Origin of the sequence: Bradyrhizobium sp. AZCC 1693 (assembly GCF_036924745.1) — a bacterium.
Classification (GTDB): domain Bacteria; phylum Pseudomonadota; class Alphaproteobacteria; order Rhizobiales; family Xanthobacteraceae; genus Bradyrhizobium.
In genome coordinates this window covers 5998994-6021154 of the sequence record NZ_JAZHSD010000001.1, presented here as the reverse complement: position 1 = coordinate 6021154, position 22161 = coordinate 5998994, and the positions used below count along the sequence as shown (strand labels likewise).

General features: G+C 63.0%; 21 protein-coding genes. 8 read left to right on the top strand and 13 right to left on the bottom strand.

What is annotated here, in order from left to right; all coding sequences use genetic code 11:
• Positions 1 to 5: 5 nt before the first annotated feature.
• From V1293_RS28550 to argH, 4 genes are all read right to left on the bottom strand, one after another.
• Positions 6 to 1208, bottom strand: coding sequence for a hypothetical protein (locus tag V1293_RS28550; RefSeq protein ID WP_442894298.1), 1203 nt, complete (start codon positions 1206 to 1208; stop codon positions 6 to 8).
• Between the two features lie 967 nt (positions 1209 to 2175).
• The gene (gene lysA / locus V1293_RS28545) at positions 2176 to 3441 is read right to left on the bottom strand and encodes a diaminopimelate decarboxylase (RefSeq protein ID WP_334514143.1); all 1266 of its coding nucleotides are present in this window, start codon (positions 3439 to 3441) and stop codon (positions 2176 to 2178) included.
• 70 nt (positions 3442 to 3511) lie between these two features.
• Complete coding sequence (gene lptM / locus V1293_RS28540; protein WP_334514141.1) at positions 3512 to 3775, bottom strand: LPS translocon maturation chaperone LptM; 264 nt, start codon at positions 3773 to 3775, stop codon at positions 3512 to 3514.
• A gap of 112 nt (positions 3776 to 3887) precedes the next feature.
• Positions 3888 to 5285 carry an argininosuccinate lyase gene (argH, locus tag V1293_RS28535; protein ID WP_334514140.1) on the bottom strand — a complete coding sequence of 466 codons (1398 nt, stop codon included), beginning with the start codon at positions 5283 to 5285 and terminating at the stop codon, positions 3888 to 3890.
• 124 nt (positions 5286 to 5409) lie between these two features.
• On the opposite strand from argH, the gene tlpA reads away from it, so the two are divergent.
• A complete protein-coding gene (gene tlpA / locus V1293_RS28530) occupies positions 5410 to 6087 on the top strand; it encodes a thiol:disulfide interchange protein TlpA (protein ID WP_442894297.1) in 678 nt (225 codons plus the stop codon).
• A gap of 67 nt (positions 6088 to 6154) precedes the next feature.
• Here the strand turns inward: tlpA and V1293_RS28525 are convergent, their stop codons facing one another.
• From V1293_RS28525 to V1293_RS28500, 6 genes are all read right to left on the bottom strand, one after another.
• Entirely contained in the window at positions 6155 to 6343 is a 189-nt protein-coding gene (locus V1293_RS28525; RefSeq protein WP_334514138.1) for a putative motility protein, read from the bottom strand.
• A 199-nt stretch (positions 6344 to 6542) separates the two neighbouring features.
• Positions 6543 to 7424 (bottom strand): 3-hydroxybutyryl-CoA dehydrogenase, encoded by an 882-nt coding sequence (locus tag V1293_RS28520; protein ID WP_334516958.1) that lies wholly within the window; start codon positions 7422 to 7424, stop codon positions 6543 to 6545.
• A gap of 165 nt (positions 7425 to 7589) precedes the next feature.
• Positions 7590 to 8534, bottom strand: a complete 945-nt coding sequence (locus tag V1293_RS28515; protein WP_334514136.1) for an electron transfer flavoprotein subunit alpha/FixB family protein — start codon at positions 8532 to 8534, stop codon at positions 7590 to 7592.
• Positions 8534 to 9283 (bottom strand): electron transfer flavoprotein subunit beta/FixA family protein, encoded by a 750-nt coding sequence (locus tag V1293_RS28510; RefSeq protein ID WP_334514134.1) that lies wholly within the window; start codon positions 9281 to 9283, stop codon positions 8534 to 8536. Before V1293_RS28510 ends, V1293_RS28515 begins: the two co-directional genes overlap by 1 nt.
• Positions 9284 to 9418: 135 nt before the next feature.
• Positions 9419 to 9991 (bottom strand): cob(I)yrinic acid a,c-diamide adenosyltransferase, encoded by a 573-nt coding sequence (locus V1293_RS28505; protein WP_334514133.1) that lies wholly within the window; start codon positions 9989 to 9991, stop codon positions 9419 to 9421.
• A 22-nt stretch (positions 9992 to 10013) separates the two neighbouring features.
• Entirely contained in the window at positions 10014 to 10208 is a 195-nt protein-coding gene (locus V1293_RS28500) for a twin transmembrane helix small protein (protein ID WP_334514132.1), read from the bottom strand.
• Between the two features lie 189 nt (positions 10209 to 10397).
• On the opposite strand from V1293_RS28500, the gene V1293_RS28495 reads away from it, so the two are divergent.
• A complete protein-coding gene (locus tag V1293_RS28495) occupies positions 10398 to 11258 on the top strand; it encodes a YihY/virulence factor BrkB family protein (protein WP_442894379.1) in 861 nt (286 codons plus the stop codon).
• Here V1293_RS28495 and V1293_RS28490 read toward each other — a convergent pair.
• A complete protein-coding gene (locus tag V1293_RS28490) occupies positions 11182 to 12438 on the bottom strand; it encodes an ATP-binding protein (RefSeq protein WP_334514129.1) in 1257 nt (418 codons plus the stop codon). The genes V1293_RS28495 and V1293_RS28490 overlap by 77 nt on opposite strands.
• A 64-nt stretch (positions 12439 to 12502) precedes the next feature.
• A complete protein-coding gene (gene gluQRS / locus V1293_RS28485; protein WP_334514127.1) occupies positions 12503 to 13405 on the bottom strand; it encodes a tRNA glutamyl-Q(34) synthetase GluQRS in 903 nt (300 codons plus the stop codon).
• Positions 13406 to 13442: 37 nt separating this feature from the next.
• Here gluQRS and V1293_RS28480 point away from each other — a divergent pair, with 37 nt between their 5' ends.
• Positions 13443 to 14135, top strand: a complete 693-nt coding sequence (locus V1293_RS28480) for a DNA-3-methyladenine glycosylase family protein (protein ID WP_334514124.1) — start codon at positions 13443 to 13445, stop codon at positions 14133 to 14135.
• On the opposite strand, the gene V1293_RS28475 is transcribed toward V1293_RS28480, so the two are convergent.
• Positions 14092 to 14979, bottom strand: a complete 888-nt coding sequence (locus V1293_RS28475; protein ID WP_334514122.1) for a LysR family transcriptional regulator — start codon at positions 14977 to 14979, stop codon at positions 14092 to 14094. The genes V1293_RS28480 and V1293_RS28475 overlap by 44 nt on opposite strands.
• Positions 14980 to 15175: 196 nt before the next feature.
• On the opposite strand from V1293_RS28475, the gene V1293_RS28470 reads away from it, so the two are divergent.
• The 5 genes from V1293_RS28470 to V1293_RS28450 all read left to right on the top strand — a co-directional run bounded on the left by V1293_RS28470 (position 15176) and on the right by V1293_RS28450 (position 22148).
• Positions 15176 to 16150: an NAD(P)H-dependent flavin oxidoreductase gene (locus V1293_RS28470; RefSeq protein ID WP_334514121.1), complete on the top strand. Its 975-nt coding sequence runs from the start codon at positions 15176 to 15178 to the stop codon at positions 16148 to 16150.
• A gap of 32 nt (positions 16151 to 16182) precedes the next feature.
• Positions 16183 to 17379, top strand: coding sequence for an ABC transporter substrate-binding protein (locus V1293_RS28465; protein WP_442894296.1), 1197 nt, complete (start codon positions 16183 to 16185; stop codon positions 17377 to 17379).
• 33 nt (positions 17380 to 17412) lie between these two features.
• Positions 17413 to 18945 (top strand): acyl-CoA synthetase, encoded by a 1533-nt coding sequence (locus V1293_RS28460; protein ID WP_334514117.1) that lies wholly within the window; start codon positions 17413 to 17415, stop codon positions 18943 to 18945.
• A gap of 244 nt (positions 18946 to 19189) precedes the next feature.
• A complete protein-coding gene (locus V1293_RS28455; protein ID WP_334514115.1) occupies positions 19190 to 20281 on the top strand; it encodes a DUF2855 family protein in 1092 nt (363 codons plus the stop codon).
• A 106-nt stretch (positions 20282 to 20387) separates the two neighbouring features.
• Positions 20388 to 22148, top strand: coding sequence for a flavin-containing monooxygenase (locus tag V1293_RS28450; RefSeq protein WP_334514114.1), 1761 nt, complete (start codon positions 20388 to 20390; stop codon positions 22146 to 22148).
• Positions 22149 to 22161: the final 13 nt, after the last annotated feature.

Here is a 22161-nt window from a genome sequence, read left to right as displayed (position 1 = left end):
CGGCCTCACCTCGCATCCGAACCCGGCCTGCCAGCTTCAACCTTTTGACTGCTTTTGATCTCCTCGAATTTGGCAAGCGCGCGTTCAAACTTGTCGTTGAAGAGCCACATCGCATCAAGAATTTCGCGGAAGGTCGCAGACGTCCTGGCCCTGTCGGCCTGTCCAAAGGTGAAAATGCTGTTGTTTCGCAGATACGCCATGACCTTCGGGTCGGAAATTCGATAGTCGACCAGGTTGCGTGACTGGAGTGCGGATCTTGTCGGGCTCGGAATAATCTGGATGAGCTCAAAGAGCTTCATCTGATCGATCGGATCGGGCAGCGTTTTCACGATCGCCGGTACTTGCGGGAAAACATCCGCGTGCGCGTTCATGAGGCCATCGCGCACGGCGGTCCAGTGGTTGAACCGATGATCCAGATTGCCGACCCGCGCCTCTTCGTTGTCGTCGCGAGCGTTCAGTGCAGGATCACGATCTGCTATCGACTTTTTTATCGCTGCCCATTTCTTTCGTCCATTTTGATCTTCGGGTACGCCTGTTTGCAAACTGCCCTTGTATTTATTCGAGCGCGCATTCCCGATGTTTTGATTGCCGTTTGTCTCGGCAAAGAACAGCCCCAGGCTGATGCGGCCTGCTGCTTCGGCATTGGTCGCATCAAGACCCCGGGCTCGCGCAATGGCCGTGCCCAGATCGACAACGTCCTTGAATGGCGTATCTGACCTTTGCGCGTTGGCCGGCGGCGCCTGCATGAGGTCGAAGAGTCTCCTGTACTCGTCGAGCAGCGGCTCATTGTCGGCGCTAAAGTACGCCGGAGGGATTCCGTATTTGTTGGGTCCGCCTATTCTGGACGGAAGCGCGTCGGTGAGGTCTTTGTACGCGCTCATCATGTTGTTGCGTGCAAGATAGAGCGCCTGTCCCGGCAAGTTCGGTATCGGTTGATTCGAATTGATCTGCGCGCGCCGCTGACCCAGGACCTGCTCAAAATTGCTTCGTGAATTATTGTATGTATTGAGCGCGTCCGATTGTTTTTTCGTAAGTGCGGCCGGCTCAGCCAATGCAGGCGACATGAAGCCGAGATTGCCGATGGCGACCGCGACGAGCGGCGCGACCGTGCTGATGATCGCATCAGTGGCGATGGAAGCCGGTGGTGTGAAGAAGAGTCCGAGAGCAAGAGCTGCCGTGGGCGCAGCAGTATGGCTTGTTGTCCCCATGGCGACTCCCCTGCCCAAGTTTCATCGGATCCGACTCATTGGAGCGTAAACAACGAACGCGCAGCTTGGCGAGGCGAAAGCTCCCGGTTCGTAGACGGACGTGGCACAGGCATTGCTCTTGATAGGCTGGCTGGGCATTTCAGTGGCCCAGTTTGGATCAAGCGCCGCCGGGACGTGTATTGCGATACCGGCGGCGTGTTTTTCCAGGACAAAACCGTTTCCCTGAGCGGACGAAAACGTCCTGAAACAAGCGGCCGGGTATCCTTGTCGTCACCAAAACAGCGCATGTGGGACGGCCAAAATGCAATTCATCTTCGATCTGACTTGGATGCAGTCGTGCGGCAATTATCTCGCCGAAACAGGCCAGCAGGAAGCGCAGCCATGATCGCCGCCTCTGCGGCGATTCCAGCACTATTCAGCCTCGCAATCTTCGCAGCCCACGCCCTGGCTGCTTACCGGACGCGCTATTAACTCCGCTTCCGCGTGCGGCTTCCGAAGAGGTCGGAGCCCCAGAATGAGACGAGGACCAGCGCACAAGTCGCGAGGCCCAACAATGCCAGAATTGTTTCGAGCATCATCAAATCAACTCCCTCCTGTTGGGATTTTGCCATACGAACGCGCCGCAGTTGAGCGCGCTTAATCTGTGTGCCCGACGCCGCCGTGCGGCACATTAGAAGGATGCCCCCAGCTTCGGGCCAGGCATCAACCGTTGGGGCCGTCCTTGTCCTCTGCCGGGCATGCCCATCCGCATGGTGTCCCAGCATGCGCCGAAATAAAAATCTGATTCGAGCCGATGTCTGTATGGAACCCGACTGTGTGACATGGTTCCAGGCTCGATGGGACCCTAAGCAATCCAGGGAACGGAAAGTCCCGCAATCGCCGTCTCGCGTCGGGCGTACGGCTGAAGCTCGCTATTTCGGCGATCTCAAGCCGGGCGGTATCGCTTCGCTCCGCCCATCCTACGGAGTCACAGCCACGGCGCCGGCTTGTCCATCGCGATCAAATCCTCGACCTCGATGCGCGGGCGGACCACGGCGTACCGGTCGTCCTTGACGAGGACTTCCGGCACCAGCGCGCGCGTATTGTAGAAACCGGACTGCACCGCGCCATAGGCGCCGGCGGTCATGATCGCCAGCAGATCGCCGGCCTTGGGCTCGGGCAGGTTGCGGTCGAGCGCGAGATAGTCGCCGGTTTCGCACACGGGCCCGACGACGTCGGCGGTGATGGTTCGCACGCCCCTGGCGGCCTCGCGCACGGGGAGAATGTCGTGATGGGCTTCGTATAGCGTGGGGCGGATCAGGTCGTTCATCGCGGCGTCGATGATGACGAAGTTCTTGGCCTCGCCCGGCTTCACATAGATCACGCGCGAGACGAGGATGCCGGCATTGCCGACGATCATCCGTCCGGGCTCGAACGTCAGCGTGCAGCCGAGATTATGCGTCACCCGCTTGACCATGGCGGCATAGGCGGACGGCAGCGGCGGCGCTTCGCGGTCGGCGTGATAGGGAATGCCGAGCCCGCCGCCGAAATCGATATGCTCGATGGTGTGGCCGTCGGCGCGCAGCGTCTGCACAAAATCGGAAAGAATCCGGAACGCGGTTTCCATCTTGCTTAGATCAGTGATCTGGCTGCCGATATGCATGTCGGTGCCGGTTACCTCGATGCCCGGCAGCTTCGCCGCGAGGGCATAGACCTCGCGCGCCCGCTCGATGGGGATGCCGAACTTGTTTTCGGACTTGCCGGTGGCGATCTTGGCATGGGTGCCGGCATCGACGTCCGGATTGACCCGCAATGAAATCCGCGCGGTCTTGCCGGTCTCGACCGCGAGCTTCGACAGCAATTCCAGTTCGGGTTCGGACTCGACGTTGATGCAGAGAATGTCGGCGGCCAGCGCCGCGCGTAGTTCGGGCTCGGTCTTGCCGACGCCCGAGAAAAGAATCTTGCTCGGCGGAATCCCCGCGGCCAGCGCGCGCTTCAACTCGCCGCCCGACACCACGTCGGCCCCGGCGCCGAGCTTGGCCAGCGTGCGCAGCACCGACTGGTTGGAATTCGCCTTCATGGCGTAGCAGACCAGCGTCTTCTCGCCGGCAAAGGCCTCGGTAAAGACGCGGTAGTGGCGCTCCAGCGTCGCGGTCGAATAGCAGTAGAACGGCGTGCCGATGGCGTCCGCGAGTTCGGACAAGTTGACGGCCTCGGCGTGCAGCACGCCGTTGCGATAGTCGAAGTGATTCATGGCGCGCTCACAGCGTTTTCGAGCGAAGTGGACACCGGTTCGCGTCAAGAAAACGCGTCAAAACAAGACTCTAGTCCAGCAGCGGATCGAGAACGAATTTCTTCTTGCCGCCCTTGGGCGCGCTGGGCGCCGCTTCAGACCCATAGGTCGAGTTGAACACGCCGGGCTGCGCCGCGCGATCGGCCTCGGTATCCGACGTGGGTTGCGCCTGCGCGGCCGCGTTCGGCGGCAAATCGAGCCCGGCCTTGCGTCCGCAGCCCCCGAGCGCGAGCGCGGTCACGCTCAACAGGATGATGGCCCATCCCGACGATGACGGGCGGTAGTTACTGATCACGACGAAATCCCCAATGCGCGCCGCACCATACAAAGATTGCCTTGGTCTGGCGAGTGCCGATCGGCCACGGAAACCCAAGAAAAACCTAAGCAATTGCAGCGAAATTCTTTCCTCAGCCCAATTTTTGCTCTTTTTCCAGCCGCTTCAGCCAGGCCTTGGCCTGCGACAGCACGTTCTTCGGTGCGGTGCCGCCATAGCTGGTCCGGCTCTTGACGGAAGCCTCCACCGACAGCACGCGCAGCGCGTCCGCCGTGATCTCGGGCTCGACCTCCTGCATCGCCTTGAGCGGCAGTTCGTGCAGCGCCACGCCCTGCTTCGACGCGAGGCCGACGATTCGCCCGGTGACATGGTGGGCATCGCGGAACGGCATTTTCAGCGTCCGCACCAGCCAGTCGGCCAGGTCGGTAGCGGTGGCGTAGCCCTCGCCGGCGGCCGCCTTCATCCGCGCTTCGTCCGGCACCAGATCGATGACCATGCCGGTCATCGCCCGGATCGCGAGCGACAGCGCGGAAAACGCCTCCATCGCGCCCTGTTTGTCCTCCTGCATGTCCTTTTGATAAGCGAGCGGCAGCCCCTTCATTACGATCAGGAGACCGTTGAGTGCGCCGATCACCCGGCCGGTCTTGGCGCGCACCAGTTCGGCCGCGTCGGGGTTGCGCTTCTGGGGCATGATCGAGGAGCCGGTGGTGAACTTGTCACTGAGCCGCACGAGGCCGACCAGCGGCGAGGTCCAGATCACGATTTCCTCGGCAAACCGCGACATGTGCACGGCCGCGATCGAGGCCGCCGAGAGCGTTTCGAGCACGAAGTCGCGATCCGAGACCGCGTCCAGCGAATTGGCCATCGGCCGGTCGAAGCCGAGCGTTTTTGCGGTGGCGGCCCGGTCGATCGGAAACGAGGTTCCGGCCAGCGCCGCAGCGCCCAGCGGCGATTCGTTCAGCCGCTTGCGCGCATCGGCAAAACGGCCGCGGTCGCGCGCGGCCATCTCGACATAGGCGAGCAGATGATGGCCGAAGGTGACGGGCTGCGCGGTCTGCAGATGGGTGAAGCCCGGCATCACGGTCGCGGCATGTTCGAGCGCGCGGGCAGCCAGCGCATGCTGGAACGCGGCCAGCGCCGCATCTGTTACGTCGATCGTATCGCGGACATAGAGCCGGAAATCGGTCGCGACCTGGTCGTTGCGGGAGCGTGCGGTGTGCAGCCGTCCCGCGGCCGGCCCGATCAGTTCGGAAAGCCGGCTCTCGACATTCATATGGATGTCTTCGAGCGCGCGCTTGAAGTCGAAGGAGCCCTTGCCGATTTCTGACAAAATCGTGTCTAGACCCTTGCCGATATTTTTCGCATCAACAGCGGTGATAATGCCTTGCGTGGCCAGCATCGCGGCGTGGGCCTTGGACGCGGCGATGTCCTGGGCATACATGTGACGATCGACGTCGATCGAGACGTTGATTTCCTCCATGATCGCATCGGGACGCTCGGTGAACCGGCCGCCCCACATCTTGTTGCTCATGACTTCCCTGGCCCTGCCATCTAAATCGTCGAACCGGCTGCGAAACGCCGTGCCGGTTTCGGCCGTAACTCGACCGTAACCTTGGGCCCTGCATAGCCGTATCTGATACTGGATGACAAACGATATGCCCGAAATTTCCCCGCCCCGCCCGGCCGCGACGCGCCGGATCCCGCTCGCCATTGGCGCGGTGGCGGCCGCGGGCGTGATCGGATTAGGCGCGTTTTACGGGCTCGGTGGCTTCAAGCGCGGCACGGGCGGCGATCCGACCTGTGCGGGCGCCGTCGAGCTGGCCCGCAAGATCGCGCCGCTGGCGCATGGCGAGGTGGCCGCGCTGACCATGGCGACGGCGCCCTTGCGGCTGCCCGACCTCGCTTTTGAGGACGCCGAGGGCAAGCCCCGAAAGCTCTCGGAATGGCGTGGCAAGACGGTGCTGGTGAATCTCTGGGCCACCTGGTGCGTGCCCTGTCGCAAGGAAATGCCGGCGCTCGACAGCCTGCAGGCCAAGCTCGGGGGCAAGGATTTCGAGGTGGTCGCCGTTAATATCGACACCCGCGACCCCGATAAGCCCCGAAACTTCCTCAAAGAGGCCAATCTGACCCGGCTCAGCTATTTCGCTGACTCAAAAGCCAAGGTTTTTCAGGATCTTAAGAGCATAGGCAAGGCCCTGGGCATGCCGACCTCGGTGCTGGTCGACCGCCAGGGCTGCGAGATCGCCAACCTGGCCGGCCCCGCCGAATGGGCCAGCGAGGACGCGATCAAGCTGATCAAGGCGGCGATGGAGCCGATGAAGGCGGGGTCTTAGCAGTTCAGCGATAGGATCGGGTGGGCAAAGCGAAAGCGTGCCCTTGCACAACCCCTGTACGGGAATTTCAGGCCGCAATATTGAGGTTGCCGCCAACGCCGGGGGCGAGATTGGCCGTCGAGGGCGCGCCCAGCAGCGTCTGGACCGCGGCCTTCTCGGCATCCGCGTTCTGTTTGATGATCGAGGTCTGGATCTGCTGCTGCGTGCCCGCCGCCTTCATCGCGAGCATGCTCGAAACCATCGCCATCATATCCATACGCAGCACTCCTCAAGCCTGAGGGCACCCTACCCAGGCACCGGTTAACGAATTCTGGAGATAGGCCGGATCGGAAAAAAACCGGCAGCCACAACCCTCGGACGTCATGCGCGGGCTTGACCCGCGCATCCATCGCGCTTCCCAAGGAGCGTTTTCAAAAAAGATGGATTGCCGGGTCAAGCCCGGCAATGACGGAAAATCAGCGCGTCGGGACCGGCTTGTCACCGCGGTAGTCGTAGAAGCCGCGCTGCGTCTTGCGGCCGAGCCAGCCGGCCTCGACGTATTTCACGAGCAGCGGGCACGGCCGGTATTTCGAATCCGCCAGCCCCTCATGCAGCACCTGCATGATCGAAAGACACGTATCGAGACCGATGAAATCGGCGAGTTCCAAAGGCCCCATCGGGTGATGCGCGCCGAGCTTCATGGCGGCGTCGATCGCCTCGACGTTCCCGACGCCCTCATAGAGCGTGTAGATCGCCTCGTTGATCATCGGCAGCAGGATGCGGTTGACGATGAAGGCCGGAAAATCCTCCGATACCGCGATCTGCTTGCCGACCTTGCCGACAAATTCCTTTGCCGTTTCGAAGGTGGAATCGTCGGTGGCGATGCCGCGGATCAGTTCGACCAGTTCCATCGCCGGCACCGGATTCATGAAATGAATGCCGATGAAGCGCTCGGGACGGTCGGTCGAGGCGGCGAGCCGCGTGATCGAGATCGATGAGGAGTTGGTAGCGACGATCGCTTCCGGCTTCAGCACCACGCAGAGCTCGTGAAAGATCTTGCGCTTGACCTCTTCCTTTTCGACCGCGGTCTCGATCACGAGATCGCAGTCCGCCAAACCATCCAGCGTCTCGGTGGTGGTAATGCGGCCGAGCGCCTTTTTGCGCGCGTCCTCGGTAATAGTCTGCTTGGCGACCTGGCGCGACAGATGGCCGTTGATGGTCGCCATCGCCGACTTCAGCCGTTCATCGGACAGATCGTTGAGCACCACGTCGAAGCCGGCGAGCGCCGCCACATGCGCAATCCCGTTGCCCATCTGACCCGAGCCGATCACGCCGACCTTCTTGATTGTCACCGCCATCTTGTCATCCACCGGAACGGCGCGCACATCGCGCCTGTTCATCCCCTGGTCCTGGTCTTTGGCACGTTTTCTTCACGCGAAGGCCAAAATCCACTTCGCTTGAAAACGCTCTAGCATAAAACACCGGCCGGATGTTGCGCATCCGGCCGTCGTTTATCGCTGTGGTTACTTTCCGAGCTTGCCGAGCGCTTCGGTCAGTTCAGGAACCGCCTGATAGAGGTCCGCCACCAGGCCATAATCGGCAACCTGGAAGATCGGCGCGTCTTCATCCTTGTTGATCGCAACGATCACCTTGGAATCCTTCATGCCGGCGAGATGCTGGATCGCGCCGGAGATACCGATGGCGACATATAGTTCCGGGGCCACTACCTTGCCGGTCTGGCCGACCTGCCAGTCGTTGGGCGCATAGCCGGCATCGACCGCGGCGCGAGAGGCGCCGACGCCCGCACCCAGCTTGTCGGCGAGCGGCTCGATATATTTGGCAAAGTTCTCGCGGCTCTGCATGGCGCGGCCGCCCGAGACGATGATCTTGGCCGACGTCAGTTCCGGACGGTCGCTTTTTGCCACTTCCTCACCGACGAAGCTGGATAGGCCCGGATCGGCCGCAGCCGTGGCGTTCTCCACCGGCGCACTGCCGCCGTCACCCGCCGCGGCAAAGGTCGAGGTCCGCACCGTGATGACCTTTTTGGCGTCCTTGGACTTCACCGTCTGGATCGCGTTGCCGGCATAGATCGGCCGCTCGAACGTGTCTGATGAAACCACCTTGATGATCTCGGACACCTGCATCACGTCGAGCAGGGCTGCGACGCGCGGCATCACGTTCTTGAAGCGCGAGGTCGCGGGCGCGACGAAGGCGTCGTAGGAAGGCGCCAGCGACACGATCAGCGCGGCCAGCGGCTCGGCGAGATCGTGGGCATAGGCGGCGTTGTCGGCGAGCAGCACCTTCGTGACGCCGGCAAGCTTGGCTGCGGCATCGGCCGCCGCCTTGGCGTTCTCGCCGGCGACCAGCACGTGGACATCGGCGCCGAGCGCAGCCGCTGCCGTCAACGTCTTGTTGGTCGCGTCCTTGATCGACGCGTTGTCGTGTTCGGCAATCAATAGCGTCGTCATCAGAGAACCCCGGCTTCGGTCTTGAGTTTCGTTACCAGCTCAGCGACGTCCTTGACCTTGACGCCGCCCTTGCGGCCCGGCGGTTCCGCGGTCTTCAGCACTTCGAGATGCGGTGTGAGATCGACGCCGTAGTCGGACGCGCTCTTGTCGTCGATCGGCTTCTTCTTCGCCTTCATGATGTTGGGCAGCGAGGCATAGCGCGGCTCGTTCAGCCGCAAATCGGTGGTGACGATCGCCGGTCCCTTCAGTTTCACGGTCTGCAGGCCGCCGTCGACCTCGCGGGTAACCTTGAAGTCGGCGTCTTCGACTTCGAGCTTGGAGGCGAAGGTCGCCTGCGACCATCCGAGCAGGGCAGCCAGCATCTGGCCGGTCTGGTTCGAATCGTCGTCGATCGCCTGCTTGCCGAGAATGATCAGGCCGGGCTTTTCCGCTTCCGCCACGGCTTTCAGAATCTTGGCGACCGCCAAGGGCTCCACATTGCCTTCGGCCTTGACGAGGATGCCGCGGTCGGCGCCCATGGCCAGACCGGTCCGGATCGTCTCCGAGGCCTGCGCCGGGCCGATCGACACCACCACCACTTCGGTCGCCTTGCCGGCTTCCTTCAGGCGCAGCGCTTCCTCGACGGCGATTTCGTCGAACGGATTCATCGACATCTTCACGTTGGCCAGTTCCACGCCGGTTCCGTCGCTCTTGACGCGGACCTTGACGTTGTAATCGACCACCCGCTTTACCGGCACAAGAACCTTCATCGATCCTCTTTCGCTTGAATTCTGGGTTTAATTGGCTTGGTATTAGCTCGTTATGGCTTGGGCGCGGAACCTAAAGGTCCCGCTATCGGCGGTCAACGCGCGAAAGCCAAAAATCAGCCCCGGATAAGGCCTACCTTAACGGTTCTGACCCGGCACCCACAACACGTCTCCGGCCCCATTATCGTTCATGGCGCGGCTGGCGACGAACAGAAAATCCGACAGCCGGTTCATATATTGAATGGCGGCCTCGCTGACCGGCTCCTTGGGGTTGGCGGCGAGTTCCACCATGATCCGTTCCGCCCTGCGGCATATGGTGCGGGCGAGATGCAGGTATGCGGCAGCCGGGGTGCCGCCCGGCAGGACGAATGAGGTCAGCGGCGCAAGATGCTCGTTCAGGCTGTCGATGTCGCGTTCGAGCCGTTCGACCTGGCTCGACAGCATCCGCAGGCGCTCGGCCTTGCCGTCGCGCTGGGGCACCGCGAGGTCGGCGCCAAGATCGAACAAATCGTTCTGGATCCGGCCCAGCATCGCGTCGAGTTCGCGCGCCTCGCCGAGGTGCAGCCGCACCACGCCGATCGCGGCGTTGGTTTCATCCACCGTGCCATAGGCCGCGATGCGCAGATCGTATTTGGGGCGGCGTTCGCCGTTGCCGAGCGCCGTGGTGCCGTCATCGCCGGTCCTGGTGTAGATGCGGTTGAGTACGACCATTGGCGCTTCCCTTTTCCTGCCCTTATTTTCCCATCGCCCAGACCGTGACCATCACGATGATGATGGCGATGAATTGCAGCAGCACCCGAAGCCGCATCAGGTTCTGCGAGCGGTTCGGCGAGCCGCCCCGCATCATGTTGACGAGGCCGAGCAGCAGCACGATAGCCACGGCCGCAACCGCGATCGGAAGGACGATCGAACTCAGAAAGGATGCCATAGGCGCTACATAACACCGGCAAGCGCCGACTTCCACACGTTCACAATCCCTCACACAATCTCGCGCAACCGCTCGACGATCTGGCCTTTAATCCAATATTATCAGAAGCTGGCCCAAGTTTAGGACCGGACCTCCGTACCCTGGCCGAGGTGAGATGTGAGGCTCATTCGCTACGTCTACCTCGTCGTGATGGAGGCGTTCTATACGTTCCTCGCCGATGACGGCTGGGCGATCGCGAGCCACATCGCGCTGTCGACGCTGATGGCGCTGTTCCCGTTCCTGATCGTGCTGACGTCGCTGGCCGGCTTTTTCGGCTCCAAGGAGCTCGCCGACGGCGCGGTGGGGCTGTTGATGCAGACCTGGCCGCAACAGGTCGCGGACGCGCTGTCAGGCGAAATCCACGATGTGCTGACCACGACGCGGGGCGACATCCTGACCGTCGGCGCGGTGCTGGCGGTCTATTTCGCCTCCAACGGCGTCGAGGCGCTGCGGGTCGCGCTGAACCGCGCCTATTCGGTGGTCGAACCGCGGGCGTGGTACTGGCTGCGGCTGGAATCGATCGGCTATACCCTGGTCGCCGCCTTTACGTCGCTCGCCATGGCGTTCCTGATCGTGCTCGGCCCGCTGATCCTGGAAACGGCGCGCCGCCACATTCCGTTCTTCGTCGAGAACAACGAAAACTTTCTGTTTTTCGCCCGCTACGGCATCACGATCACGGCGATGATTGTGGCGCTGTTCGTCCTGCATGCCTGGCTGCCCTGCGGCCGGCGAAGCTTTCTGCAGATCCTCCCGGGCATCGTCTTTACAATGGTGGCGTCGCTGATCTCGGGCATCGTTTTCGGCCAGTATCTGGCGCGCTTCGCCAGCAACTACGTAACGATGTATGCGGGGCTTGCCTCGGTCATCATCGCGCTGGTGTTTCTGTATTTCATTGCGGCGATTTTCGTTTACGGCGGCGAACTGAATGCGGCCATCATGAAGTCGCATTTGCCGAAGGGGATGTCGCTTCATGCAGCGCAGTCGCGAGGGCGCGCGGAGACACAGGCTTGACCAGAAAGATATCGGCGCCGGCGGCGCGTGATGCCGCCTCGTCCTCGCTGCGGCCGGATATGCCGATAATCGGAATCCGCCCGAGCGGCGACTGAAGCGCACGAATGCGCCTGATCGCCTCGACGCCGTTGATGCCGGGCAGGATCATGTCCATCAGCACCGCATCGAATGCGCCCTGCGCAAGCCGCTCGGGCGCCGCCTCGCCCTGGCCGATGAACTCGGCCTGGTGACCGAGTTCGGTCAGGATCGCGTTGAGCACGACGCGGCCGAACGGATTGTCCTCGACACTGAGCAGGCGCAACGATCGCTGTGAACTGATCGACACCTCGCCATCGGCGCCGGACGCCGCCGTTACCGCGTCATTTGCCGATGACATCACGACATTGAAGGTAAAGGTGGCGCCGCCGCCACGGCGTTGCGTCACGGTGACGTCGCCGCCCATGGCGCGCGCCAGTTGCTTGACCGACGACAATCCGAGACCGGCGCCGCCGAAGCGCGATGCAATGGAGACATTGGCCTGCGAAAACGGCCGGAACAGCCGTTTGACCTCGCCCAGCGTGAGGCCGATCCCGCTGTCGGAGACCTCGAATGCAACGGCGACCTTGCCTTTCGGGCTGCGCAGGGGCGCAACCTGGAGGGCGACGCTGCCTTGTTCGGTGAATTTCACGGCGTTGTCGATCAGGTTCTCCACCGCGGCGCGCAGGCGGACGGGATCGCCGATCGCAAATGCAGGGAGTTTTTCGGAAATGACGACCGACGATTGTAGGCCCTTGGCCGCCGCACGCCCGGTCAACGAATCGCCGGCATTGCGGGCGAGCGTGCGCAGGTCGAAGAAATCCCGCCGCACCTCGAGCCCGGGACCGCCGCTGCGCGCCGCATCGACGAACAGGGTCGCAAGACTAGCCAGATGTTCCGCCCCCGCCTTGATGGTGTCGACCCAGCGCCGTTCGCGCTCGTCGAGATCGGAGGTCGCGAGCAGATTGCTGATCGCCAGAATGCCTGTAAGCGGCGTGCGGACCTCGTGCGCAAACGCCGCCAGCGCGGTCTCGACCATGCCGGAGACGGCAACGGCGGATTTGCGGATACCGCGCACTTTTGCCGCGGCCCTGGATACGCGCTTTTTCGCTGGCCGCTTCTTGACTGGTCGTGTGATGCGCCGTGAGCGCCGCTTCGCCGCCATGTTCCCCCTTCCTCTGCCGCAACCAGCATGACACGCGATGGCGGCCGATGTCACGGAGACGTTTTCAACAACCCCCAGTAGTATTGCGGAAGTCGTCGGGCAGGCCGACGAGGCCGCGAATGTCCGCAGGCGTGGCGCCTTGCCGGCGCAATTCGCGCAACGCCGTGGCTTGCGTCGATTTCGAGAGCTTGTGTCCCGACGTATCTTCAATGAGCCGGTGATGCCGATAGACCGGTTGCGGGATGCCGAGCAGTTGCTGCAACAGCAGGTGCACGCTCGTCGACCAGAACAGGTCCCTGCCCCGCACCACGTCGGTCACGCCCTGCAGGGCGTCGTCGATCACAACGGACAGATGATAGCTGGTTGGCGTCTCCTTGCGCGCCAGGATGACGTCGCCCCAGGCTTCGGGCTGAGCGCGCACGACGCCGCTCTCGCCGCCGGGACCTGCGCCATCCTCGTGCCAGGCCAGTTCCTTCGTGCGCGCGAGCGCGGCCTGCATATCGAGCCGCAGCGCGTAAGGCGCGCCTTGCGCGATCAACTGCCGGCGTTGGTCCGGCGACAGCAATTTTGCTGTTCCCGGATAGAGCGGCGCGCCGTCGGGATCGCGTGGCCAGGGCGCGCAGGCCTCGCGCTGCGCAACCAGACGGGCGATTTCCGCGCGGCTCTCGAAGCTCGGATAGATCAGGCCCAGGCCTGCCAACCTTTCGACCACCTCCCGATAGCGGGCAAAATGCTCCGATTGCCGCCGCACCGGCGTTTCCCAGCGAATCCCCAGCCAAGCGAGGTCCTCGTAGATCGCCGCCTCGAATTTGGGCCGGCACCTGGTCGCGTCGATGTCCTCGATCCGCAGGAGGAACCGGCCGCCGGCTCGACGCGCGAGGTCGAAATTCAGCAGCGCCGAATAGGCGTGACCGAGATGGAGGTAGCCGTTCGGGCTTGGTGCAAATCGGAAAACGGGTGGCGGCATTGATCTCTTTCACGGGACATGATGGTTTTAAGGGGCAATGACCATCCACCTCAACAGCCAGTCCGACCTCGAGGACGCCGTCCTCGCACTCGTCAAGCAGGACGCGCGGCTCAAGCCGATCCTTGAATTGACCGGCATGCCGGCGCTGCGGCAGCGCGAGCCGGGATTTGCCGGGCTGGCTGCGATCGTCTGCGGGCAGCAATTGTCCACCGCAAGCGCCGGCGCGATCTGGGCGCGGCTGGTGGCCGCGTTCGACCCGTTCGACCATGATTCCATCCGCAAGGCCCGCGCCGACCGTCTCGGCCGGCTCGGGCTTTCGGCCGCCAAGATCAAGACGCTGAAGAATATCGCGCGTGAACTTGCCGCCGAGCGGCTGAACCTCGAGGTGCTGGCGGAAGAGGACGCCGATGCGGCGCATCATACGCTGACGGCGCTGCACGGCATCGGCCCGTGGACCGCCGACGTCTATCTGCTGTTCTGTCTCGGCCATGGCGACGCCTGGCCGGCGGGCGATATCGCCATACAGGAAGCGATCAAGATCGGCCTCGGCCTGCAGGCGCGCCCGACCGCCAAGCAGATGGCGCCGCTGGCGGAACCATGGCGTCCGCTGCGCGGCGCCGCGGCGCATCTGTGGTGGAGCTATTATCGCGTGCTGAAGAAGCGCGAAGGCGTGCTCGCAGATAAACTCATCCCCGCAGCCGTACCCGATCCTCCTGCGCGGAAGCCGTGACGAAATCGATCACGGCGCGCACCGCCGGAAGTTCCACCAGATCGGGGTGCGCGAGCAGCCAGAGATCGGCCACGCTGGCAAGCTTCTGTGGCGCGACTCGGACGAGATCCGGATAGGCGGCCGCGACAAAACAGGACAGCGTTGAAATACCGAGGCCCGCGCGCGCCGCGGCGAGCATGTCGCCCTGCGACGAGCATCGCATCACCATCGATCCCTGCCGCGTGATCGCGTCGCTCCAGCGCGCCAGACGTTCGTTCGACAACCGGTCGGCGAAGCCGATGACGCTGTGGCCTTTCCATTCGTCCCGCCGTTCGGGAAGGCGCCGCCGCGCGGCATAGTCGCGCGAGGCGTAGAAGCCGGTGCCGAGGCGGCCGATCTTGCGCCCGATCAAATTCTCTTCGCCGCTGTCCACTGGCCTCAGCACGACATCGGCCTCGCGGCGCCGCACGCTGGCCGGATACGGATGGGTGATGATCTCAAGCTGGATATGGTCATGCGCGCGCAGGAACGGACCGAGCCGTGGCATCAGCCAGTGTGAGGCGAGCGTCGAACCAATCGACAGCTTGGCCACGCCGCGCGCCTGCGCGCCGGTCGCCGACACCGCGGCTTCCGCACGCAACGCCGCCGCCGCCATCGCATCGACATGCTCGCGAAATTTCTGTCCGTGCGAGGTCAGTGAAAGACCTTCGTTGGACCGGGCGAACAGGGGAATGCCGAGCTGGCCTTCCAGTTCGGCGATCTTGCGTCCGACCGTCGGATGGCTGGAGCGCAACCGGCGCGCGGCCGCCGCGAAGCTGCGGGTCTCGGCCACCGCGACGAAGGTCTTGCACAGGTCCCAGTCCATCGGCGCCTCCCCGCTCTGTTCATTCCTGATTGATTGTCCGTTCAATATTGAACGGACGGCGCATCCCGTCCAGCCCTACAATGGGCCCCAACAAGTAGCGCGCGGCCAGCGCCTCCGCCCGGCCCGACGCTTTCAAATCAACATCAACAGACGCATCCCGGCACCGCCGGCCTTGCGTTGCAAAGGGAGAGACCGAATGCCGTTGCCTGCTTCGCTTGCCAATTCGCTCGAGCTGCCCGTGGTCGGTTCGCCGCTGTTTATCGTGTCCGGACCGGAGCTCGTTATCGCCCAGTGCAAGGCCGGCATCGTCGGTTCCTTTCCGGCGCTGAACGCCCGTCCCGTCGAAAAACTCGGCGAGTGGCTGACGCGGATCGACAACGAACTCGGCGAATACAAGGCGCTGCATCCGGAGAAGAAGGTCGCGCCCTATGCAGTCAACCAGATCTGCCACGCCTCCAACGACCGGCTGATGAAGGACATGGAGACCTGCGTGAAACACAAGGTCCCGATCATCATCACCTCGCTGCGCCCGCCGATCGAAATCGTCGAGGCCGCGCATTCCTATGGCGGCGTGGTGTTCCATGACGTGATCAACGTCAAGCATGCACGGAAAGCGGCAGAACATGGCGTCGATGGCCTCATTCTGGTCTGCGCCGGCGCCGGCGGCCATGCCGGCACGCTGTCGCCGTTCGCGCTGCTGCGCGAGGTCAAGCAGTGGTTCAAGGGCACCGTGCTGCTGTCCGGCGCGATCTCCGACGGCTGGGGTATCGCGTCGGCGCTCGCGCTCGGGGCGGATGCGGCCTACATGGGCACGCGCTTCATCGCGACGGCGGAAGCCAATGCCGATCCGGCCTACAAGGCCGCGCTGGTCGAGCATGCCGCGCACGATATCGTCTATTCGAACCTGTTCACCGGCGTGCACGGCAACTATCTCGGCCCCTCGATCGTGGCCGCGGGGCTCGATCCCGCCAATCTGCCGCAAAGCGACAAGACAAAGATGAATTTCGGCTCCGGCGGCAACACCAAGGCCAAGGCCTGGCGCGACATCTGGGGCTCCGGCCAGGGCATCGGCCAGATCGCCGACGCACCGCCGGTCGCCGAACTGGTGGAGCGGCTGAAGGCCGAATTCACTGAGGCTCGCAGCGACTTTCTAAACCGAGCGCGCGCCTAAGACGCGCCAATCAAATAAAACAAGATAGAGGGATGGGAATAATGAGAGTATCGCGAGCTGTATTGACGATCGCATTCGCTTTGCTCGGAAGCGCCGCGGCTGTCGGCGACGACGCCAAGGAGGAAATCCGCATCGGGCAGACGCTGCCCTATAGCGGCCCGGCATCCGGCTTCGGCATTATCGGCCGGGCGCAGGAGGCCTATTTCGAGAAGATCAACGCCGAGGGCGGCATCAACGGCCGCAAGATCAAGTTCATCAGCCTCGACGACGCCTACTCCCCGCCCAAGACGGTCGAGCAGACGCGAAAACTCGTCGAGCAGGAAGAAGTGCTGTTGATGTTCGGTTCGCTCGGGACCGCCACCAACAACGCGGTGCATCGCTACCTCAACGGCAAGAAGGTGCCGCAGCTCTTCGTGCTGAGCGGCGCGACCAAATGGGCCGACCCGAAAAATTTCCGCTGGACCATGCCGGGAATGGCAGCTTACCAGTCCGAAGGCGTCGTCTATGCCAAGCATATCCTGCGGACCAAGCCTGACGCCAAAATCGCCATCCTTTCGCAGAACGACGATTTCGGCCGCGATTACGTCGCCGGCTTCAAGCGCGCGCTGGGCGACAAGGCCGCGAGCATGATCGTCTCGGAAGCGAGCTACGAGACCAGCGCGCCGACCATCAGTTCGCAGCTTGCGACGCTGAAGGCCTCAGGCGCCAACGTGATGTTCGGCGTCGTGCTCGGCAAATTCACCTCGCAGATGATCAAGGGAGTTGCCGAGATCAACTGGAAGCCGGACCTGTTCTTCGTGCCGACCTCGGCGTCATCGATCTCGTTCCTGGAACCGGCCGGCCTCGACAACGCCGTCGGCCTGATCTCATCCAGCAACGTGAAGGACACGTTGGACGCGCAATGGGCCAATGATCCCGGCGTGAAGGAATATTTCGCCTTCATGAAGCAGTATCTGCCGAATGCGGATTTGACCAATTCGAACTACGCGGCAGGCTATCATTATGCCAATCTCATGGTGAAGGTGCTGATGGCATGCAAGGACGATCTCGGCCGCGAGAACATCATGAAACAGGCGGCGTCGCTGCGCGAGCTGCCGCTGCCGCTGTTGTTGCCGGGCATCACGGTATCGACCGATGCCGACGACTATCTGCCGTTCCAGCAATTGCGGCTGCGCCGCTTCGACGGCAAAAGCTGGATCGGCTTCGACGACATTCTGGATGATGGCTAAGGCCAAGGGCTTTGGCCGGCCAAGGAGGATAATTTGACATCGATCATCAGCGGCGAACGCCAGATCAGCTATCCCGAGATCCACGCCCGCATCGCGCGGGCGGCGGCGGGATTCAAGGCGCTGGGGCTCGGTGGCGGCACACCCGTCGGCATGATGCTGCGCAACGATTTTGCGTTCTTCGAAGCATCGAGCGCGGCGGCGGCGCTGGGCAGCCCGGTGGTGCCGATCAACTGGCATCTGAAGGCCGAGGAGGTCGCTTACATCCTGGCCGACAGCGGCGCGAAAATCCTCGTCTGCCATGCTGATTTGCTGCCGCAGATCAAAGGCGGCCTGCCCGCCGACGTGCGGTTGCTGGTGGTGACGACGCCGCCGGAAATCGCCGCGGCGTTCAACGTTGCGCCGTCGCTGACGCAAGTGCCCGACGGCATGACGGATTGGGACCGCTGGCGCGACACGCATGCGGCATCGCAGGACGCCCCGATCGGCAGCGCGCCGATGTTCTATACGTCGGGGACGACCGGCCTGCCCAAGGGCGTGCGCCGCAAGCCGATGAAGCCGGAACAAGTTGCGGCCTCGGCCCGCGTCGGCGGCATCGCCTATGGCGTTAAACCGAACGAGGATCAGGTCATCCTGATGAACGGCCCGATGTACCATTCGGCGCCGAACTCCTACGGCATGCTGGCGTTCCGCAGCGGCTGCAAGATCGTGCTCGAGCCCCGCTTCGATCCTGAGGACATGCTGCAACTGATCGAGCGTCATCGTGTCACCCACATGCACATGGTGCCGACGATGTTCGTGCGACTGCTCCGGCTGCCGGATGAAATCAAGCGGCGTTACGACCTGTCGTCGCTGCGCTTCATCGTGCATGGCGCCGCACCCTGCCCGCCGCAGGTCAAGCGCGCCATGATCGAGTGGTGGGGCCCGGTCATCAACGAATACTTCGGCTCCACCGAAACCGGCATTCCGGTATGGCACTCGGCCAAAGAGGCGCTGGCAAAACCCGGCACCGTCGGCCGCGCCATCGAAGGCGGCATTATCAAAATCTTCCGTCCCGATGGCGAATTGTGCGACGTCAACGAGCCCGGCGAAATCTTCATGCGACAGGTTTCGGTGCCGGATTTCGATTATCACGGCAAGGCCGAGGCGCGCGCCGAGGCCGGACGCGAGGGCCTGGTCAGCGTCGGCGACGTCGGCTACCTCGACGAAGACGGCTATCTGTTCCTGTGCGATCGCAAGCGCGACATGGTGATCTCTGGTGGCGTCAACATCTATCCGGCGGAGATCGAGAACGCGCTGATCGGCATGGATGGCGTGCGCGACTGCGCGGTGTTCGGTATCCCCGATGACGAATTCGGCGAGCGGCTGTTCGCGTGCATCGAGCCGGAAGCGAATGCCGCGCTGTCATCGGCCGCAGTGCAGGAATTTCTGCGCGGACGCCTCGCCAATTTCAAGGTGCCAAAGGACATCCAGTTCATGGACGCGATGCCGCGCGAAGCCACCGGCAAGATCTTCAAGCGCAAGCTGCGCGATCTGTATACCGAAGGCAAGCTGCGCGCGATGGCGTGAGCCGGCTCCTTCCGCACCCTCCGCGTCATGGCCGGGCTTGTCCCGGCCATCCACGTCTTCGTAGCGGTGCAAAAGCAAGTCGTGGATGCCCGGGCCAAGCCCGGGCATGACGAAGATCGGAACTGGCGGCCTGCGCACGCGACCGCTGACGCAAATCGAACAGCGTTTTAAACATCATTGCTGTTGCAAAACGGTCATCGGACGGCGCAAAGATCGCTGCACGTGAAACGCAGGGATCGAAACCATGCAAGCCACCGAGTTCGTCGTCGCCCGCAACGATCTGCAGCAATGCAAAGTGATCGAGACGCGACTGCCCGACGCGGCCGCACTGCCCGATGACGCGCTGCTGGTGAAGGTCACGCGCTTCGCCTTCACCGCCAACAACATTACCTATGCCGTGCTCGGCGAGCGTCTGAAGTATTGGCAACTGTTTCCGGCGCCGGACGGTTTCGGCAACGTTCCGGTATGGGGATTTGGCGAGGTGATGGCCTCGAAGCATCCCGCGATCGCCGCAGGCGAAACCCTGTTCGGCTATTTCCCGATGGCGACGCATCTCGTCATCGAGGCCGCCGACGTCTCCAAGCGCGGCCTGCGCGATGCCGCCGCGCACCGGCAGGGCGTGGCGCCGGTCTATAATGCGTATACGCGGGTCAGCGGCGATCCGGCGTTTGCGGGCAAGCAGGGCGACTATCAGGCGCTGCTGCGGCCGCTGTTCATGCTGTCGTTCCTGGTCGATGACTTTCTCGCCGAAAACGAATTTTACGGCGCGAAAAGCGTGATGCTGTCCTCGGCATCCAGCAAGACCGCGTACGGGCTTGCGCATCTCCTGCATGCGAGGAGCAACGGCATCAAGGTGATCGGCTTGACCTCGGCGGGCAACACGTCTTTCGTCAAATCGCTCGGCTGCTACGACGAGGTCGTGACCTATGACAACGTCACCTCGCTGCCGACGAATTCCGCGGTCGCCTATGTCGATATGGCCGGCAACAGCCCGTTGCGCGCGACGTTGCACGGGCACTTCGGCGAGCAAATGAAATACAGTGGAATCATCGGGCTCACGCATCGAAAATCGTCGCGCGATGAACGGGCGCAGGTACTTCCGGGCGCCAAGCCACAATTTTTCTTCGCGCCGGACCAAATCCGCAAGCGCACCAAGGAATGGGGACCGGCCGGCTTCAGCCAGCAGTGGGGCGCCGCGTGGTCCGGCTTCGCGCCAAACCTCGATCGATGGACGAGGGTGATCCGGAACCACGGGCCTGCGGCCGTGCAACGCGCCTATCTCGACACCCTCAACGGCCGCGTCCCGCCGGACCAGGGGCTGATCCTGTCGCTCTAGCGGCATGACCGATATCTCCTCACGCCCTTTCTGCGCCATCCCGAATAGGTATAGGCTCCGCAGGATAAGGAAACGCCGCAAAGACGGCTGGTGATGGGAAACGCCCATGCTCGACAGGACGGACGACAGTTCGGTAGCCGCCGACAATTGGCTCGCGCAATTCGAGGAGGCGCTCGGAAAACCCGATAGCGCCCTGCTGAAGGCCCTGTTCCACCCCGACAGCTACTGGCGCGACGTGCTGGCGCTGAGCTGGAACATCCAGACGCTCAATGGCGCCGACGCGATCCTGAAAGCGCTGCCGCCGCTGGCCCGCAGCGCAGCGCCGAGCGGCTTTGCGATCGATCCCAATCGCGCAGCGCCGCGCAAGGTGACGCGCGCCGGCACCCGCGCGATCGAAGCGATCTTCAGGTTCGAAACCAAAGTCGGGCGCGGCAGCGGCATCATCCGCCTGATCCCCGATGTGGACGATGGCAACCGGCTGAAAGCCTGGACGCTCTTGACCGAACTTGGCGAGCTCAAAGGCTTTGAGGAACAGCTTGGCGTCAACCGGCCGCGCGGCAACGCCTATTCACGGGACTTTCGCGGGCCGAACTGGCTCGACCAGCGCAAGGAATCGGCCGGCTATGCCGACCACGATCCGACCGTCCTCGTCATCGGCGGCGGCCAATCCGGCCTCTCCATCGCCGCCCGCCTGAAGCAACTGAATGTCGACACGCTGATCGTCGATCGCGAAAAACGCATCGGCGACAACTGGCGCAAGCGCTACCACGCGCTGACGCTGCATAATCAAGTGCAGGTCAACCACCTGCCCTACCTGCACTTCCCGCCGAACTGGCCGACCTATATCCCGAAGGACAAGCTCGCCAACTGGTTCGAGGCCTATGTCGAGGCCATGGAGCTGAATTTCTGGACCAAGACCGAGTTCGAGGGCGGCAGCTATGACGAGCAGCAAGGCCGCTGGACGGTGACGCTGCGTTGCGCCGATGGCTCCAAGCGCACCATGCACCCGCGCCACGTCGTGCTGGCGACCGGCGTCAGCGGCATTCCAAGCGTACCTGATATCGCTGGCCTGAAGGACTTTGCCGGCAAGGTGATGCATTCCAGCCAGTATGACGACGGCGAGAGCTGGAAGGGCAAGCGCGCCATCGTGATCGGCACCGGCAACAGCGGCCACGACATCGCCCAGGACCTGCATTCCAGCGGAGCCGACGTCACCCTGTTCCAGCGCTCGTCGACGCTGATCGTCAGCATCGAGCCGTCGGCACAACTGGTGTACGCGCCCTATAACGAGGGCACGCTCGAGGATAACGACTTGATCACGACCTCGATGCCGCTCAAGCTGGCGCGGAAGAGCCACGCGCTGACGGCAGAAAAATCGAAGGCGCTCGACCAGGAATTGCTCGACGGCCTCGCACGCGTCGGCTTCAAGCTCGATTTCGGCGAAGACAACACCGGCTGGCAGTTCAAGTATCTCACCCGCGGCGGCGGCTACTATTTCAACGTCGGCTGCTCCGACCTGATCGTCAAAGGCGACATCGCGCTCAGGCAATTCGCCGATCTCGAAACGTTCACGGCCGAAGGCGCTGACATGAAAAGCGGCGAGACTGTTGCCGCCGACCTCGTCGTGCTGGCAACCGGCTACAGGCGCCAGGAAGAGCTGGTGCGAAAGCTGTTCGGCGCCGACGTAGAAAAGCGCGTCGGCACGATCTGGGGTTTTGGCGAGGAGCAGGAACTGCGCAACATGTACACGCGCACCGGCCAGCCCGGCCTGTGGCTGATCGCTGGCGGCCTCGCGCAATGCCGCATTGGCTCGAAGCATCTTTCGCTGCAGATCAAGGCGATCGAGGAAGGCTTGTTGCAGCGCTGACGCCAGCGCTGCC